We start from the raw sequence: 17,948 nt of genomic DNA, 5'->3' as shown, positions 1-17,948 counted from the left end.
GAACCGGGGCTGATCTGTTCAGAGCAGCCCCAGCTCACGGGCCCGAACGATGGCCTGGGTGCGGGATTTTACGTCCAGTTTGGCGTTAATGCGCCGGGCGTGCGTTTTGACGGTGTGCAAAGAGATGTGCAGTTTGTCCGCAATCTCCTGATTCGACATCCCCTGTGCAATCAGGTTGAGAACGCCGTGTTCCCGGTCACTGATGGGCTCAGCCAGACAATCCCCGCCAATACTTGCCGTGTCGCAACCAAACAGCGCTCCCAGGGCCTCGGTAAATTCGTTACGATCCAGATGGCGATAACACTTTTCCATCAGGGGGCCCACTTCTGTCATCAGCTCTGCAAACGGGCTGATGAAGTGCTCCCGGGCCGCCTCGGCCACCACCGTTTCCAGCTTTTTCCGAGCCGCCGAGACGCCCTTTTCAGTATCCTGTAACACAGCGTCGAGCAGACCTGCGTGCAGCTGCAATCCCCAGGGCGTGGTCCCTTCAAAGGTTTCTGATATTGCATTAAGGTTTTCCCGGGCCCGCACCAGGTCACCATTTGCCATGTCCGCCCTTACCTGGAGACAGTCAAGCAGCCCCGGCATCATGGGAAACAGCTCCGGCACGCACCCCACCTTGCGATATGGCTCCAGCCTTGCAATCGCCTGCATGGCGCTTTCATGCTGCCCCTGCGCCAGCCAGCAACTCGCCTTCAGTGCTTCAAGCACCGGTACATACAAGCTTTCGTCCACTTGCCAGGAGTGCATGGTGCGCTCAGCCCGCCCAACCCAGACAAATGCATCGTCCAGCCGCCCTTGAGCCCGGCACATCAGCACCCGCAATGCCATCGCCAGCAAAAGTCCCAGATCCCGGGTTTGCTCAGCATGCCGGGCGCAACTCACCAGCAAACGATCTGCTTCCGTCCAACGCCCCTGATGCCAGAGCACCAGAACAAGGTTGAGCTGCAAACGCGTCTCGCCAATTCTGGCCGGGCGGCTAAGTTCCTGCATTGTCGTATCCAGACCGGTTCGGAGGAGCTGCTCCGCGTGACGGAGCGCCCCCTTACCCAGCTCAATACGGGCATGAGCATAGACAGCCAAAGCCTCAGAGCCGGAATCCCCCGCTTCCCGGGCAAGTTTGGACGCAACCCGGTTCGCTTCGCGGGCTTCCGAAAAGCACCCCGCAGCGCACAAAGAGCTGGAGCGCACAATCTGGGTAACAAGCTGTGCCTGGGTTGACATGGGCCCCGACGAAAGCGCTTTGTCGGCCATCATCAAAGCGGGCTGAACAAACCCTTCCCCCCTCAGAATAAAAGCTTTCAGGGCATGAATACGGGCCTCATGCTCCTGAAGCGCGTGTTCAGAAAAACCTTCCAGAAGCTGCCTGGCCTGACGAAATTGACCGCCAATGGCGTGCACCCATCCGTAGACAATTCTTAACCTTACGCTACGCTCGAGCAGGCCCGACGGCAGATTTTTCCTAAGCGACAGCAAAGAAGCGGTATCCTGCCCCAGCAAAAGCGCTTCGGTGCTTTCCGAGGCTATACGAACAACCTCGTCACTGTCGCCGGCCAACACCGCATACTTTAACGCTTCAGGAAACTGGCGGCTTCGCTCAAACCAGCGGCTGGCCATTAGCATCCGGGTAAAATAGCCCCCCACAACCGGAGTCTGAAGCCACACCTGGAGCAGGGGATTCAACCGATACCAGCGCCCACGCCCCGGAACCGACTTCAGGGGTAACCCCCGATCTGCGGCTTCGGACGGCAACATCCCGGATTCCGATACCGAAGGCTCGATCGCGAGCAGCAGTTCGTCCGAACAGCCATCCAGCTCAGACATCGCCCGCAGCGATTTAACTTGCGCTGGGGAAAGGGCTGCGATGACGCTGTCCTTCAGAAACCGCTCAACAGAGGGCGTTTCATGCAGCGCCCGACGCTCCCCCCCTTGTACGAGCTCCCTCCGGTAAAGCGCCAACGGCGTAGGCCACCCTTCTGTCAGACCAAAAAGGTGGTCAATGGCCACACTGGTAATCAGGCTGGAGGAACGTGCCTGAGCAAAAAAATCGAAGGTTTCAGAACGGGAGAACTCCAGCACATCCGAACACAGGCGGGTGTAATGGCCATTCAGTTCCAGCGTGTGGCTCTCAAAGGGAAGTGAACTCCGTGACGCCAAAGCAATGGAAAGCCCGTCCGGCAAATGGGTCACTAACTGATGCAGTAACCCGCTGACCGCCGGGTTTGTCAGGTAATGAACGTTATCCAGCACCAGGATATCTTTCGTCTGCCGGTTCTGACGCGCTCTGGCCACCAGCAACATGGCCAAATGGTCTTCAAACGTACCACCGTTTGGGGTCAGGACATCGCCCAGCCCCAGAGCCATTGCCAGAATGGAGAGAAAGCGCGATGGCGCATTATCCCCCGCGTTTATCGAGATCCAGCGAATCTCAGCCTCAGAGACTGAGGCCAAAGCACTGACCAAAGCGTGAGTTTTTCCGTACCCTCCCGGCGCTTCTATCTGTAGCACATGTCCGGGCTCCAGAGCCTGAAGGATGGCCCTGTCCAGCTCAGGCCTTTCAAGGAGATCCTCTGGCACCGCCGGAATTCTTAGCCGGTGTTCCATCAGATCCCGAACCAGCTCTCCACTCTGCAGTGGAGTGTTGGCGGTCTGAAACTCGTCGTTGGCTGCACAACCGTCTTTAAAGGATTTCACGCATTGCCCCATTTGAAACCGGCAGAATCAGAATCCGGGCCGGAAAATAAGAGTCTTGCTTTGGCCGAACACGGCGTGGCGCCCTACATCGGGTACGCCTTTAGTATGAGTCTTTTGGGAGAGGTTAAACCAAAGCAGGTGCTACCTGCAAAAATTTGACGGGGTTAAAAGGGGTTGGAGGCAAATTTTTAACACTTTCGATACAGCTTGTTACCCATAAAAAAACGGCGAGCCCTGAGGGGCTCGCCGTTTTTTACAATCGCCGTTTATCAGCGCTTATCGGGTACCCGCACGACGCAAGGCCGCTGGTGTGTAATCCCGGGACTGGCGCTCCACTCCAAAGCTGTACGGGTTGTTTTCTTCGTTGGTCAACCCGAGAGCCAGATAGCGGCCGGACAACAGGTCGTAGAGAACCTCAATCGCATACCAGGGCACATCCTGATCGTAGAACTGCATGCCGTGTGCTTCAGCCACACGCCAGAGCTCACCACGACCATCGTAATGATCAATGATCGCTGCCTGCCAGGAGTCCTCATCAATATAGAAATCACGCTGGGCGTAGACGTGGCGCTCGCCATCTTTCAGAGTCGCCCGGACATGCCAGACACGGTGCAGCTCATAGCGGGTCAGGTCCTGATTGATGTGTCCGGCCTTGATGATTTCATCGTAGCTCAGGTCACGATCAACCAGTTTGTAGGAGTTGTATGGAATATACATCTCTTTTTTACCCAGCAACTCCCAGTTATAACGATCTGGCGCGCCGTTAAACATGTCGAAGTTGTCAGAGGTGCGCATACCGTCGGCCGCCGTACCGGGACCATCGTATGCCACCTGTGGGGCACGGCGAACACGACGCTGGCCCGCGTTGTAAATCCATGCACGGCGAGGCTCTTTCACCTGGTCCAGAGTTTCATGAACCAGAAGAACGTTACCCGCCAGACGAGCCGGTGCCGTAATGGCCTGCTTGAAATAAAACAGAACGTTATCATCCTTGCCCGGCTCATAGTCCGCCAGATAGGAGTTCCAGCTCAATTCATCCTGAAATTTGACTACAGAGAATGCGCCGTTGGCTGTCGGAGTCGCCTGCCCCACATTACGCTGAACCGAACCACCCCGATAGCGGGTGATATGGTTCCAGATCACTTCCAGTCCGTTCTGGGGAATGGGGAAAGGGGTTGCGTTCTGGTAATTCCCGATACCGTTTCCGCCCTGCACCAATTCCGACTGAGTCGCATTTTTGACCGTTTCATCCATGATGTCTTTTGGATAAACCGCGGTACGATGGGTCGGATACACCGGAATCTTGTAATTCGGGTACTGGCGGATCATCGCAACCTGCCCGGGAGACAGGTTATCGGCATACTGGCCAACGTTGTTTTGATCGATAACGAACTCAGGCTGCTCGTCAGGGAACGGATTAATGTAAATGCCATCGCCCTTATAGCCAGCAGGCGCACTGTCCATTCCTCCGGTCCAGGCAGGAATGACGCCTCCATTACCGGCTTTTTCCGCACCCATTGGCGTCAGGGTGTCTCCCAGCTTGGCCGCTTCCTCTGCAGAAACCGCACCCCAGGCCTGACCGGTAAAGAGACTTGCAGCCAATACACCTGTAGCCAGTAGTTTCTTGTTCAGTTTCATCTAAATTACCTCGTTAAACGAATTCGGTCCGGTTCAGAATGAGTAGGAAACACTCGCACTCACGAAATCACGGTCGGTCAACTCGTTATACGGCTTGCCACCGAAAAAGTTTGTGTAGCCAATGTTGCCGGTGATCTTGTTCTGATACACCGCCTGAACAGACAGGCCAACGGCTTTGCTTCCTTCGTTGAACGCTCCACCGGGCTGCGGTGAGTATCCTTCAACGTCATGACTCCAGGCCAGTTGTGGCGAAAGGTTCACACCCGCAAAAGCGTTCGGGTACTCCCAGACCAGACGAGTACGGTAACCCCAGGAAAAGTCTGTGGTGAAACCCTCATTCTCACAATAATCGGAGTTCAGGTTGAGCTGGGGACAGATATCACCAACCGCCGTTGGAACCGGCCCGATCCCAAAGGTACCGGAACGGCCATAGCGGGCTTCATCGTACCCTGGCAGATCGTGCACCCAGGTCATCCCCACTTCGTTGATCAGAGACAAACGGCTGGCGCCCATAACCTGATCGAAGAATTTAATCAGGGTGAACTGGAACTGGGACACGTTGAAGCGGTCGTTACCCGACGCTCTCAACCCGTTGATATCAGTAGTGCCCAGCTCTTCCTGCCGCTGCTGCTGCAACAGACTGACCGGGGTACCATCGGGCCCGGGAAGCTGCAACCCGGCATAGATCAGCTCAAAGGCGTTCCACTGCAAGGGAACCCCTTCACGGAAGCTGTATTCAGCGCCCAGAGACCAGCCGCCGGGCGTGGTGGTGTTGATGCTGATGCCGTACAGGTCGATGTTCTCCGGATACTCCATGAAGTAGTCGGGGAAGTACCCCGGACCAGGGGCAGGGCCATCATTAAGCACGCCACTTACGTACGGCAAGCGACTATTGTACTTGATGTAGTAAAAGCCCAGTTCAGAATCGTTCAGAGCAGGCACATACCAACGTACCGCCACCCCAAACTGGTCTTTGGAGTCTGCTTCGACATCCGCCTGGCGATTGATCGCATAGCCACCAAGCCCTAACGCATCTGTTGCGTCCAGCAGCTGGCTTTGCGCTTCGCTGACTTCACCCGATGGCCAGATCGGGCCACAACCATCCGATACGAAATCGATGGTCGAGAAGAAGGTACCGCAATCGTCCGGACGAACCGGCTCCCATTTGGCCTGCACGAAGGCCTCAACGGACACATTCTCCGTAATGCCTGCCGACACGTAGAACATTTCAACCGGCAGCAAAGCGTCCTTTAACTCCGAACCTGGAGCCCGGAACGCCTGCACATCTACCGGGTTGATGGTGTTAATACCGCCCTGGATAAATGTACTCTCACCCCAGCTCACAACCTGCTTACCGTAGCGCATGCTCACCGGAACATTGCCGAAATACCAGTCTGAGAACACGTAGGCATCAAGAATTTCACCCCCGGATGCGTTCTTCTTGGCCTCTTCGTTCAGCTCAACGTAACGGCGGCTCTCGTCCTTGAGTTCGAAGTCATACCAGTAACGGCCGCGGACAAAACCACCTACCCGTGTCAGGTAGGGGTTATCAACCGCGTAATCGAGGAACAGCTCACTGTTACCTTTGACGATTTTCGAGATGGTATCGCCTTTATCGAAGTTGCGGTTACCATCATCGTAGTTGTTGGTGGATGCCGTGCCACGGCCATCGTGAGGAGCCAGGAGACGCTTGTCAGCATCTTCTACCCGCCAGGAAGCACCGGCCGATAATGTGGTATTGAACTGGGCCTCAACGTCACCCATGTAGAACGAGTATGCAGATGCCTGACCGGACACGCCGGCGGCTATAGCTACGGCAAGCGGTAACTTGGTCCAACGCTGCCAAGGTTGAGTTTTTCTTGTCATTGGAAGGCTACTCCGTTGTTGTTCTGAGTCGCTGCTCTGTTGTTCTGGTAGTTAGGTATCCTGACGGCTTGGTGCACAGTGCCGTGATGCTTGCACTATAGCTAAGCCCTTTGCGGGCTTTGATCAGTCAAAAGTATGATTTTACGGTCACTCTGCGCTCAGCCGGCGCTCGCACTCCCTCACTATAGACAAGATTCAGGAGTGCAACCACCTGGACAATTACAGCATTTCAATAGCCATGGCTGTTGCCTCACCACCACCAATACACAGCGCGGCAACGCCTTTTTTCTTGCCGTAGCGCTTCAGTGAATGCATCAGCGTTACGAGCAGTCGTGAGCCCGTTGAACCAACCGGGTGCCCCTGAGCACAGGCACCACCATGAATGTTCACCTTTTCCGGGTCGAGGCCCAGTTCTTTAATCGGCATCATGGCAACCATGGCAAAAGCTTCGTTGATCTCGTACAGGTCAACATCGTCTTTCGTCCACCCGGTTTTCTCGAACAGCGTCTGGATAGCCCCTACTGGCGCACAGGTGAACTCGCTGGGATGCTGGGACTGGGTGCTGTGCGCAACGATCCGGGCGAGCGGCTTAAGGCCACGCTTTTCCGCTTCTGACTCACGCATCAGGACCAGTGCGGAAGACCCATCGGAAATAGAGGACGCGTTAGCCGCTGTCACGGTACCGTCTTTGGCGAAGGCTGGGCGCAGAGTCGGAATTTTTTCAATATTGGCATTGTGAGGCTGCTCATCATCGGCAACGACCACCTCACCCTTTCGGGTTTTTACTGTTACGGGGATGATTTCCTCTTTCAGGAGCCCATCCTCAATCGCCCTCTTGGCCCGATTCAGGGAGGAAATCGCATACTCATCCATTTCTTCCCGGGTATACCCTTTCTGATCGGCCATTTCCTGAGCAAAAGAGCCCATCAGGCGACCGGTTTCGGCATCTTCGAGCCCATCCAGAAACATATGATCCTGAGGCGCCTGACCGGGCCCCATACGATACCCCTGACGGGCACCAAGAAGGACATGCGGCGCGTTCGACATACTTTCCATGCCACCAGCAACCATCACATCATTGGAACCCGCCTTGATCAGGTCATGGGCAAACATCGTGGCTTTCATTCCGGAACCACAGAGCTTGTTGATGGTGGTCGCGCCCGTGCTGTCCGGCAAACCTGCCTTGCGCATGGCCTGACGAGCAGGCCCCTGCTTCAGACCAGCCGGCAGTACGTTACCCATGATCACTTCCTGAATATCCGCTGGCTGCAAGCCTGCACGCTTTACCGCTTCAGCGATGGCAATCGCGCCAAGTTCTGGCGCGGAAACCGGAGCCAGACTACCCATGAACCCGCCCATGGGAGTGCGAACACCACTTACAATGACTACGTTGTCCTGACTCATGCTGTGACCTCTCTGTTGGTTCTTTATGGTTTTGCTTATGGTTTGTGGGGTGCTTCAAGATATTCCCGGGACTGCATTTCCAGCAGTCGGGACTCGGTACGCTCGAATTCAAAACTCAGGCGCCCACCGGAATAGAGTTCGGTGATGGGGGCCGCTGCGGAAATGATAACTTTGACATTGCGATCGTAGAATTCATCAATCATGTTGATGAAACGCCGGGCCTGATCATCTTTGTCACCGCCCAGAACAGGCACATTGCTGACGATGATGGCATGGAACTGCCTTGCCATTTCAATGTAGTCATTCTGGCTGCGTGGCCCGTCGCAGACATCCTTGAAATCAAACCAGACCACGTCATCGGCATGAGCCTGGGCAGGAATCTTTCTGCCATTGATTTCCATGGTTTTGCTGTGTTTGGCTGCTTCCAGCGCCAGGGCATCAAAACTATTGCGCAGACTGACGTCCGCCTCGTGGTCCAGCGGACAATGGTACAGTTCAGCCTGCTCCAGGGTGCGCAGCCGGTAATCCACCCCACCATCGACATTAACAACATCGGTGTACTTCTTAACCAGCTCAATCGCGGGGAGGAAGCGCGCACGCTGCAGGCCGTCTTTGTAAAGACCATCGGGAACAATATTCGACGTACATACCAGAGTCACGCCCCGGCTGAACAAGCCGTCCATCAGTGTGGCGAGAATCATGGCATCTCCGATATCGGAGACAAAAAACTCATCAAAACAGATGACCCGGGTTTCATCGGCAAACTTTTTTGCCACCGTCTCAAGCGGATTTTTTTCGCCTTTCAACGCTTTCAGCTCGTGGTGAACTCGCTGCATGAAGCGATGAAAGTGCACTCGCATTTTTCGTTCAAAAGGCAGGGATTCAAAAAACGTATCCATCAGGTAGGTTTTCCCCCGGCCAACACCGCCCCAGAAATACAACCCGGTTACCGGCTCTTCCCGCCCTTTTCTGAGTCTGCGGCGCAGTTTGGTCAACCCCCGGTCACGTTCATTTTCAGCCGCAACCAATTTGTCGTACAGTGCCTGTAGCCGTTGCACAGCGTCTTCCTGCGCCGGATCCTTATGAAAGTCCGGGCGCTCGAGATCCTTTTGGTAACGCGCCCAAGGGGTCTGGTTCGCAACGGTTTCGGAGGATGTGGCAGCAGTCATCAGGCTTCCTGGATAGTTTAGTGGAGTAAAAATCGGCGCGGTATTGTCGCTTATTTGGCGATTTTTCGCCACGCTGGGCCAGTCCCGGAGCAATACGACGATTGGCGCAGTGTTTCAGCATGGGCTCAATCGGTCTGGGGCGTTATACTCTGACAGAGGGCACAGGCTCACTTGCAGGCAAACTAAGGACGACGTTACACATGACAAACCTGATTCTGGCGGCCGTTGCCGCATTGGCTATTGGCATTGTCATCGGGATTCTGTTTGGCCGTTCCGGCCAGGGAGCAACGCTCCGGCAACGCCGGGCCGAGCAGCAGATTGAAGAACTGCGCAGTGAGTTTACGCGCTACCAGGCTCAGGTAAACGAGCACTTTATGGAATCCGCTCACCTTCTGCGCCGTTTTAACGATGCCTACCGGGACGTGAATCAGCATATGGCGCGCGGGGCCAACCGTCTTTGCAACGACGAAGACTGGCTGGAAGAGCTGGATGAGGAAGCCAAAGGGCGTCTGGAACACGGAAAAGACGGCGAGACAGCAGAACCGCCAAGGGACTATGCGCCAAAAGCCGACCCGGAAGCCAAAGGGACCCTGGCTGAAGATTATGGTCTCGACAAAGGCGAAAAGCGCCCGGCGTGATTTACACCGGGTTATCGCAGTCGATAAAGCGGTGGGCGATACCAAAAGCCCCCGCGACTGCCTGCCCAAGGGCCTGAACCCCATACCGCTCGGTAGCGTGGTGGCCCGCTGCAAAATAATGAATACCGCCTTCCCGAGCCAGATGCGTGGTGGGTTCTGAAATTTCCCCACTGATAAACGCATCCAGCCCGGCATCCAGAGCCGTCCCCAGAAACCCCTGAGCCGCTCCAGTGCACCAGCCCACCGTCCTGATCTCGCTCTTGCCACACCCCACATGGAGAGGCTGACGATCAAGAGCCCGGGCAACCTGAGCCTCAAACGCTTTTACTGAAAGAGGCTGAGAAAGTTCACCCTGCCAGACCAGTCCATCGAGTGGCCTCGGGCACTCGATCCCCAGCACCCGGGCAAGCTGACGATTGTTACCATAGTCCGGATGATCATCCAGCGGCAGGTGATAGGCAACGAGGTTGATGTCGTTATCCAGAAGCTGCTTGATACGCCGGCGTTTTATGCCGCGAATAGCCTGCTCTTCGCCTTTCCAGAAATAACCATGATGAACGAGTATCATGTCAGCCCCCGCGTCAACCGCGGCATCAATCAGGGCCTGACTTGCGGTGACACCGGTGATAATGGTGGCCACCTCGTCCTTTCCTTCAATCTGCAGACCATTCGGGCAGTAATCCTGAAAATTCTCAGGCTTCAGCCATTCATTCATGGCATTCAGGATGTCGTTCCGGTTTGCCAAATCAGACCTCCGACAGCTTACCCAAACCCTTAATCAGGGCCTTGTTCTGATCAGCGGTACCCACGGTAATCCGCAAGAAGTCGCTGATTCTGGGCTTATTGAAATGACGAACAATAATGCCCTGCTCCCGCAACAGAGCCGCAACATCCTCTCCGGTGTGCTCAGGATGTCTTGCGAACACAAAGTTTGCCTTGGAGGGCAGCACCTCAAATCCACGCTTTTCAAGCTCGGCTGTCAGTTTCTCACGTTCGCGGATAACACCATTTACCGAGTCTTCAAACCATTGTTTGTCCTCAAAGGCAGCAACGGCACCAGCAAGAGCCAGCCGATCCAGCGGGTACGAATTAAAACTGTCCTTAACCCGACTCAAGGCTTCAATCAGCTCTTCATTCCCAACGGCGAACCCAACCCGGAGCCCGGCCAGGGAGCGGGCCTTGGAAAGTGTCTGACACACCAGAAGATTCGGGTATTGGTTGACCAGCCTTATTGCAGTCTCACCACCGAAATCCACATAGGCCTCATCCACCACCACGACACTGTCCGGGTTCGCCTGGAGGATATCCTCTACATGCCCCAGCCCGAGATAACGCCCCGTGGGTGCGTTCGGATTGGGGAAAATAATACCGCCGTTGGGGCGCCGGTAATCCGCCGGATCAATTTCAAAGCGATCATTCAGCGGCATGACACAGCTTTCAATCTGATAAAGACCGCAGTAAACCGGGTAAAAACTGTACGTAATATCCGGGAACAGGATCGGCTTATCATGCTTGAGCAGCCCCTGAAAAACATGAGCAAGCACCTCGTCAGACCCGTTACCGACAAAGACCTGGCTGGGCGCGATACCAAAATCCACATGATAGTCCGCAATGGCCTGCTTAAGTGCCTGCCCCTCAGGATCAGGGTATAGACGCAGGCCATCGTTCAACTCGGATTTGATAGCAGCGATCACCTTCGGAGAAGGCCCAAACGGGTTTTCATTGGTATTCAGCTTCACCAGGTTCGCCATCTTTGGCTGCTCGCCTGGCACATACGGCTTCAGTTCACTGACCAAAGCACTCCAATACTTACTCATTGATCCGGTACTCCGCTGAGCGTGCATGTGCGGTGAGCCCCTCACCCCGGGCCAGAACAGAAGCCACACGCCCCATTCTGTCTGCGCCCTGAGCGGTAAAACCGATCAGCGAAGATCGCTTCTGAAAATCATAAACGCCCAGAGGCGAGCTGAATCGTGCTGTGCCACTGGTCGGCAATACGTGATTTGGTCCGGCACAATAGTCACCAAGCGCTTCGGCAGTGTGCCGCCCCATGAAAATGGCACCAGCGTGGCGGATATCGCTCAGCATGGACTGGGGGTCTTCCACCGACAGTTCAAGGTGTTCGGGCGCAATCCGGTTGCTTACCTCGGCCGCTTCCTTCATGTCGGCCACCTGTATCAGAGCCCCACGGCCGAGCATGGACGTGCGGATGATCTCTTCTCTTTCCATGGTCGGCAAAAGCTTGTTGATGCTGACCTCAACCGCATCCAGAAATTCAGCATCAGGGCTCACGAGAATGCTCTGTGCCTGTTCGTCGTGCTCAGCCTGAGAAAACAGGTCCATCGCAATCCAGTCAGGATCGGTCTTACCATCACAGATCACCAGAATCTCAGACGGACCGGCAATCATGTCGATACCAACAACACCAAACACTTCACGTTTGGCCGTCGCCACAAAAATATTGCCAGGCCCGACAATCTTGTCGACAGCAGGGACGGTCTCGGTACCGTACGCCAAAGCAGCAACCGCCTGGGCACCGCCAATGGTGAACACCCGATCAACCCCTGCCACCGCAGCCGCCGCCAGAACCAGGTCGTTGACCACACCATCAGGGGTGGGCACCACCATGATCACCTCAGAAACCCCCGCGACCTTGGCCGGAATGGCATTCATCAGTACAGACGATGGATAGGCCGCCTTCCCCCCTGGCACATAAAGGCCAGCACGATCCAGCGGCGTTACCTTCTGGCCCAGCACCGTGCCGTCTTCGTCCTGATACTGCCAGGAGGCCTGGTTCTGACGCTCATGATAATCGCGAACACGCGCCGCCGCCTTTTCCAGCGCTTCCCGCTGATCCTGAGGGATTTGCGCCAAGGCAGCTTTCAGCCGCGCACCGTCCATTTCCAGTTCAGCCACAGCACCTGCGTTCAGACGATCAAACTTCGCCGTAAACTCCAGAACCGCCGCATCTCCCCGGTTTTTTACTTCATGCAGGATATGCCTGACCGACTCATTCACCTGATGGTCCACACTGTCGTCCCAGGCCAGCAGGCTTGCCAGCGCGCTATCGAAATCGCTCTGAGCGGTATTCAGTCGGGTGATTCTGTCGGTCATTTTTCAAATCCTGTTTTGGATTAACACTACGATTCGCGGCGGCGATCAACCGCAGCGGACATCTTCTCGATGATGGGATTGATCTGGCCATGCTTCATTTTCATGGAGGCCCGGTTCACAACAAGCCGGCTACTGATATGGCCGATCAGCTCCCGCGCTTCCAGACCGTTGGCCTTGAGGGTATTACCGGTATCCACAATATCAACGATTTCATCGGCCAGATTCAGAATGGGCGCCAACTCCATCGCACCGTACAGTTTGATGATATCGGCCTGCCGACCCTGGGCAGCGTAATAACGCCGCGCCATATTGACGAATTTGGTGGCTACCCGAATCCTGCCTGCCGGGGGCTGCTCCCCCTTCTTACCGGCAGTCATCAATCTGCAGCGCGAGATATTCAGGTCCAGCGGCTCGTACAGGCCTTCCCCGCCATGTTCCATCAGCACATCCTTGCCGGTCACCCCCAGATCTGCTCCGCCATACTGAACATAGGTGGGCACATCGGTCGCCCGGATAATCAGAATCCGCACGTTAGGATCGGTGGTCGGGAACACCAGCTTGCGCGATTTCTTCACGTCGTCAACAAGCTCAATGCCTGCCTCTGCCAGCAAAGGCAGGGTTTCTTCCAGAATGCGTCCCTTCGACAAGGCGATGGTGATGGAGTCTGTCATGTATCCTTCCGGTTTCCCGTTGGTCAAAGTCAGGCTGGCAGGCGACGAATGCTGGCGCCCAGCAACTGCAGCTTCTCTTCAATGCATTCGTAACCGCGGTCTATATGATAGATCCGGTCGACAATGGTATCACCGTCTGCCACCAGGCCTGCGATAACAAGGCTGGCAGATGCCCGGAGATCGGTCGCCATCACGGGTGCACCGGTCAGGTGATCCACGCCCTTGATGATCGCCGCATTACCTTCCAGTGTGATATCAGCCCCCATACGGATGAGCTCCTGGAGGTGCATGAACCGGTTTTCAAAAACCGTTTCAACGATGGTGCCAGAGCCTTCGGCAACCGCATTCATCGCAGCGAACTGAGCCTGCATATCGGTTGGAAAGGCAGGATACGGGGCCGTCCGCAGGCTGACAGCCTTGGGCCGGTTACCTTTCATATCCAGCTCAATCCAGCCAGACCCCGTACTAATGTGCGCTCCGGCTTCTTCCAGTTTCAGAAGTACCGCTTCCAGAATGTCGTCACGGGTATCCTTGACTTTGACCCGTCCGCCAGTCGCCGCCGCCGCCACCAGATAGGTGCCGGTTTCAATCCGGTCCGGCAGCACGTCGTAATGGCACCCGTGGAGACGTTCCACCCCATTGATCTCGATAGTGGCAGTGCCATGGCCTTTGATATCGGCCCCCATCGCGATCAGGCACTCGGCCAGGTCCACCACTTCAGGTTCCCGGGCCGCATTTTCAAGAATGGTTTTACCATCGGCCAGGGCTGCCGCCATCATCAGGTTCTCGGTCCCGGTCACCGTGACGGTGTCCAGAAAGATATGAGCGCCTTTCAGGCGACCATTGGTCTTGGCCTTGATATAACCGTTCTCAACCTTGATATCCGCGCCCATCATTTCCAGGCCGTGGATGTGCAGGTTAACCGGACGAGTACCAATGGCACACCCGCCAGGCAGAGAAACCTCGGCTTCACCAAAATGAGCAACCAGCGGGCCAAGCACAAGAATCGAGGCGCGCATGGTCTTTACCAGCTCATAGGGGGCGTGAAAGTGCTTGATGGTATTGGCGTGTACTTCCACGCTCATTTTCTCATCAATCATTAACTCAACCCCCATCCGACCGAGCAACTCGATCATGGTGGTGATATCGTTCAGGTGTGGCAGGTTGCCAACGGTGACCGGCTCATCAGCCAGCAGCGTCGCGGCAAGAATCGGCAGAGCCGCGTTCTTGGCGCCGGAAATACGGATTTCGCCATCCAGAGGCTTGCGCCCCCTGATCAGTAGTTTGTCCACGGTAATTGTCCTGTAAGGCTCAGGCCTGTTGATCAGCCCACTCGCTCGGGGTATAGGCTTTCGGGTGAAGGGCGTGAATGGTGCCGTCCATTACGTGCTGGAACAACACCTTATTGATCATCTGCTGCCGTTTGATTGTGGGTAGTCCCTCGAATACGTCACCCACCGCGACCACAAGGTAGTGGTTGCCATCAACCTGCACCTGAACCTCGCAACCGGGAAGGGCTTCTTTGACAAGTTCGGTAACCTGGGCGGCGTCCATAAGGATTCCTCGATTTAGTTGAAACAAGGGGCGGAATTGTAACTAATTCCCGGGCGCCGGTCAGCTGTGGCCGGCAAATCCGGGAATCTGTTCCTGAAGATTACTGAGCGCCGCCAGCGACCGGAGGCGCTCACTGGCCCCGGAAAACGACAATTGACAATGCTGGCGCAACGCCAGGCGCTGCCAGCACAACAACAGCGAGAGCACGACACTGTGAGCGGTTTCAAGCCCGGAAAGGTCGATCTCAAGCACCCCTCCGGCCTGCCGGATTTCCTGCTCACCCTGTTGGCGCAGCGCCACAACATTCTCTGCCGTCACAACACCGGTCACTCTGAGCGCAGAACCTTCCCGGGCAAGACCTGGCAATGCCTCGCTCATGAACGATCTACCTGTTCATCCAGGTTCAGGGAGTCAACAGCGTCTCCCCAGCCATCAATAACCACCTGAACCTGGCCTCGATTTTCTTCCATTTCCTGGGCAAAACGATCCCGGAAGGCCAGACCGATATTCACACCTTCAACGATCACGTTCTCCATCAACCAACGCCCCTCGCCATTACGGTACATGGAATAGGTGACCGGATAACGATTGCCGGACGCACTGATCAACTCCATCTCCACCGTGGCCCGATCATCATTCTGCGGCAGAATGGTGGCCTCTTTCACCGTGATCTGGAAATCTTCGGCCGTCACCAGCGCCTGGGCGTAACTGTCGAACAGGCTACGCTTGAACTTTTCAACAAAGGCATCCCGTTGCTCGGGGGTGGTCTGTCGAGCGTAGCGCCCCATCACACGGGCCGCGATCCGCCGGAAGTCGACAAACTGCTCAAGGGTCTCGTCCATGCTGACGTAGAAAGCCTCCGGGTCGCGATCGTAAAGCCCTTTTTCTGCGTTCAGCTTCTGCACCAGCTTCTGGGTGTTTTCATCGACGTAGCGCTTGAGATCCTCTTCCGGGCCGCCCCATGCCTGCCCCACCATCAGGACCACCATGGCAACCACAAGCGCCATCCGTTGTTTGAGAGCAATCATCGCGTTCTCCTTTGCCGCCCCTGGCTTACCGGCCTGAGGCAAAGTTACTGATCAGCCGCTCCAGGTTCATGGCAGACTGAGTGGAATAGAAGGTGTCTCCGGCCTGCAGCGACTCCAGGTCCCCGCCGATTGAAATATCAATGTACTGCTCACCGAGCAGACCGGATGTACGTATTACTGCAGCACTGTCGGCCGGAATGTTGTCGACATCGGCATGAATGGACATAGTAACCTTGGCCTGGAACGTCTCCCGATCCAGCGTTACCGACTCAATGGTACCGATGGTCACACCTGCCATAGAGACTTTGCCACGAGGCGTCAGGCCTCCGGTATCGTTAAAATTGGCATAAAGCGTATAGCTTTGCTCTGCCGATTTCGGTGACAACCCACTTACCTGTAACGCCAGAAACATGAGCGCCGCCAGACCAGCGATCATAAACAGACCAACAACGATTTCTACACTTCTCTGAGCCATGAAGAGTTTCCTGATTCCTGTTAAAAATCACCGAACATGACGGCGGTCAACACAAAATCGAGACCAAGCACCGCCAACGATGAGTAAACAACCGTTTTGGTAGTCGCCGAGCTGATCCCAGCTGAAGTCGGCACACAGTCGTAGCCCTGATAGACCGCTATCCAGGCACAGACGAAGCCAAACACCACACTCTTAATGAAACCGTTCAGCACATCGTCCGCAAAGTCGACCGAGGACTGCATATTGCCCCAGAAAGAACCTTCAAACACGCCCAGCCACTCGACACCAACCAACATACCTCCCCAGATTCCAACCACCGAGAAGATCATCGCCAGTACCGGCATTGCCAGAAAGCCCGCCCAGAGCCGTGGTGCGATCACACGCCGCAGTGGGTCCACGCCCATCATTTCCATACTGGAAAGCTGTTCCGTAGCCTTCATTAACCCGATTTCGGCGGTTAGGGCCGAGCCGGCGCGGCCAGCGAACAGCAAAGCCGTCACCACCGGGCCAAGCTCCCGGACCAGCGTCAGGGCAATCATCTGACCAATGGCAGACTCTGAACCATAATCACTGAGAATGGTGTAGCCCTGAAGCCCCAGCACCATGCCAATAAACAGGCCGGAAACCACCACGATCGCCAGTGACAGCACACCCACCGCATAGAGCTGCTTCACCAGCAATGGGAACCCCGTCACTGGCCGGGGTACACCTGCCAGCACGCCGAAGAGAAATCGCCCCGAGCGCCCCAGGGAAGCTACAAGTGTAAGCCCCAGCCGACCAAGCGCGGCAATACGACCCATCATATACCTTCCCCGTTCACACCAAAGTCTGACGCTGCATCCCCACTGGGATAATGGAACGGAACCGGCCCGTCAGGCTTACCCTCCAGAAACTGCCGGACACGTTCAGACGGGTGGGTTCGCAATTGCTCGGGCGTACCTTCACCGATAACCCGGCCGTCGGCAATGATACAGGCATAGTGGCAGATACTCAGAGATTCCGGCACATCGTGAGACACCAGAACACTGGTCAGCCCCATGGAGCTGTTCAGGTCCCGGATCAGTTTGACCAGCACTCCCATAGCAATCGGGTCCTGTCCGGCAAACGGCTCGTCGTACATGATGAGTTCCGGGTCCAGCGCAATACTGCGTGCCAGCGCTACCCGCCGGGTCATCCCGCCAGACAACTCCGAGGGCATCAGGTCTCTGGCCCCTCTCAGGCCAACAGCCTCAAGCTTCATCAGCACAACATCCCGAATCATGTCCTCAGGCAACCGGGTATGAACCCTGAGAGGAAACGCCACGTTCTCGTAAACGCTGAGATCGGTAAACAGAGCACCGCTCTGAAACAGCATGCCCATCTTTTCGCGTAAGCGATACAGCGCCTTGCGCCTGAGCTTCGGCACCTCATGCCCCGCCACCGTGATCTCACCGGAATCCGGGCGGAGCTGCCCGCCAATCAGCCTGAGCAACGTGGTCTTCCCGGTTCCGCTGGGCCCCATGATAGCGGTCACTTTACCCCTGGGAATATCCAGGCTGACCCCATCAAAAATCCGACGTCCGGAACGGGAAAACACCACGTTCCTGAGTGTAATGTACGCAGATGACTCCATAATCCATCCCTTTCAAGGAGCGCCTACATTATGCGAAGCTCTCCCAGACCTCAATTAAAGCGGCGTAAAATGTCCTGATGGCAAT

General features: G+C 55.9%; 17 protein-coding genes. 1 reads left to right on the top strand and 16 read right to left on the bottom strand.

Translation table 11 applies throughout. The annotated features are described in order from the left end of the window. Window positions 1-18: 18 nt before the first annotated feature. The 5 genes from K325_RS0103515 to zapE form a co-directional block, all read right to left on the bottom strand. Window positions 19-2,694 (bottom strand): LuxR C-terminal-related transcriptional regulator, encoded by a 2,676-nt coding sequence (locus K325_RS0103515; RefSeq protein ID WP_029652874.1) that lies wholly within the window; start codon window positions 2,692-2,694, stop codon window positions 19-21. A gap of 276 nt (window positions 2,695-2,970) precedes the next feature. Continuing rightward, on the bottom strand, window positions 2,971-4,332 hold the full coding sequence (locus K325_RS0103510; protein ID WP_029652873.1) for a DUF1329 domain-containing protein: 1,362 nt from the start codon (window positions 4,330-4,332) through the stop codon (window positions 2,971-2,973). Window positions 4,333-4,365: 33 nt separating this feature from the next. Continuing rightward, complete coding sequence (locus K325_RS0103505) at window positions 4,366-6,198, bottom strand: DUF1302 domain-containing protein (RefSeq protein ID WP_029652872.1); 1,833 nt, start codon at window positions 6,196-6,198, stop codon at window positions 4,366-4,368. 219 nt (window positions 6,199-6,417) lie between these two features. Continuing rightward, window positions 6,418-7,602, bottom strand: a complete 1,185-nt coding sequence (locus K325_RS0103500) for a thiolase family protein (RefSeq protein ID WP_029652871.1) — start codon at window positions 7,600-7,602, stop codon at window positions 6,418-6,420. Window positions 7,603-7,637: 35 nt separating this feature from the next. Continuing rightward, window positions 7,638-8,771 carry a cell division protein ZapE gene (zapE, locus tag K325_RS0103495; RefSeq protein ID WP_029652870.1) on the bottom strand — a complete coding sequence of 378 codons (1,134 nt, stop codon included), beginning with the start codon at window positions 8,769-8,771 and terminating at the stop codon, window positions 7,638-7,640. Between the two features lie 200 nt (window positions 8,772-8,971). On the opposite strand from zapE, the gene K325_RS0103490 reads away from it, so the two are divergent. Beyond that, window positions 8,972-9,409 (top strand): Z-ring associated ZapG family protein, encoded by a 438-nt coding sequence (locus tag K325_RS0103490; protein WP_029652869.1) that lies wholly within the window; start codon window positions 8,972-8,974, stop codon window positions 9,407-9,409. A gap of 1 nt (window position 9,410) precedes the next feature. Here the strand turns inward: K325_RS0103490 and K325_RS0103485 are convergent, their stop codons facing one another. Genes K325_RS0103485 through K325_RS0103435 form a run of 11 tightly spaced genes read right to left on the bottom strand, consistent with a single transcriptional unit; the run spans window position 9,411 to window position 17,863 of the window. Then, a complete protein-coding gene (locus K325_RS0103485; RefSeq protein WP_029652868.1) occupies window positions 9,411-10,154 on the bottom strand; it encodes a Nif3-like dinuclear metal center hexameric protein in 744 nt (247 codons plus the stop codon). Between the two features lies 1 nt (window position 10,155). Then, window positions 10,156-11,226 carry a histidinol-phosphate transaminase gene (hisC, locus tag K325_RS0103480; protein ID WP_029652867.1) on the bottom strand — a complete coding sequence of 357 codons (1,071 nt, stop codon included), beginning with the start codon at window positions 11,224-11,226 and terminating at the stop codon, window positions 10,156-10,158. Continuing rightward, window positions 11,219-12,523 (bottom strand): histidinol dehydrogenase, encoded by a 1,305-nt coding sequence (gene hisD / locus K325_RS0103475; RefSeq protein WP_029652866.1) that lies wholly within the window; start codon window positions 12,521-12,523, stop codon window positions 11,219-11,221. Before hisD ends, hisC begins: the two co-directional genes overlap by 8 nt. Window positions 12,524-12,549: 26 nt before the next feature. After that, complete coding sequence (gene hisG / locus K325_RS0103470; RefSeq protein ID WP_029652865.1) at window positions 12,550-13,194, bottom strand: ATP phosphoribosyltransferase; 645 nt, start codon at window positions 13,192-13,194, stop codon at window positions 12,550-12,552. Between the two features lie 29 nt (window positions 13,195-13,223). Further along, window positions 13,224-14,486 carry a UDP-N-acetylglucosamine 1-carboxyvinyltransferase gene (gene murA, locus K325_RS0103465; RefSeq protein ID WP_029652864.1) on the bottom strand — a complete coding sequence of 421 codons (1,263 nt, stop codon included), beginning with the start codon at window positions 14,484-14,486 and terminating at the stop codon, window positions 13,224-13,226. Between the two features lie 19 nt (window positions 14,487-14,505). Then, window positions 14,506-14,748, bottom strand: coding sequence for a BolA family protein (locus K325_RS0103460; protein WP_029652863.1), 243 nt, complete (start codon window positions 14,746-14,748; stop codon window positions 14,506-14,508). A gap of 60 nt (window positions 14,749-14,808) precedes the next feature. Further along, window positions 14,809-15,126 (bottom strand): STAS domain-containing protein, encoded by a 318-nt coding sequence (locus K325_RS0103455; protein ID WP_029652862.1) that lies wholly within the window; start codon window positions 15,124-15,126, stop codon window positions 14,809-14,811. Then, a complete protein-coding gene (locus tag K325_RS0103450; protein ID WP_029652861.1) occupies window positions 15,123-15,776 on the bottom strand; it encodes an MlaC/ttg2D family ABC transporter substrate-binding protein in 654 nt (217 codons plus the stop codon). Before K325_RS0103450 ends, K325_RS0103455 begins: the two co-directional genes overlap by 4 nt. Before the next feature lie 25 nt (window positions 15,777-15,801). After that, window positions 15,802-16,251: an outer membrane lipid asymmetry maintenance protein MlaD gene (gene mlaD / locus K325_RS0103445; RefSeq protein WP_029652860.1), complete on the bottom strand. Its 450-nt coding sequence runs from the start codon at window positions 16,249-16,251 to the stop codon at window positions 15,802-15,804. 20 nt (window positions 16,252-16,271) lie between these two features. Further along, a complete protein-coding gene (gene mlaE / locus K325_RS0103440) occupies window positions 16,272-17,054 on the bottom strand; it encodes a lipid asymmetry maintenance ABC transporter permease subunit MlaE (protein ID WP_029652859.1) in 783 nt (260 codons plus the stop codon). After that, window positions 17,051-17,863, bottom strand: coding sequence for an ATP-binding cassette domain-containing protein (locus K325_RS0103435; RefSeq protein ID WP_029652858.1), 813 nt, complete (start codon window positions 17,861-17,863; stop codon window positions 17,051-17,053). The genes mlaE and K325_RS0103435 overlap by 4 nt, the downstream gene beginning before the upstream one ends. Window positions 17,864-17,948: the final 85 nt, after the last annotated feature.

Origin of the sequence: Marinobacter daepoensis DSM 16072, assembly GCF_000421165.1 — a bacterium.
Lineage (GTDB): Bacteria > Pseudomonadota > Gammaproteobacteria > Pseudomonadales > Oleiphilaceae > Marinobacter > Marinobacter daepoensis.
Note: the sequence above shows the minus strand (reverse complement) of the source record. Positions and strands in the feature narration are given on the sequence as shown.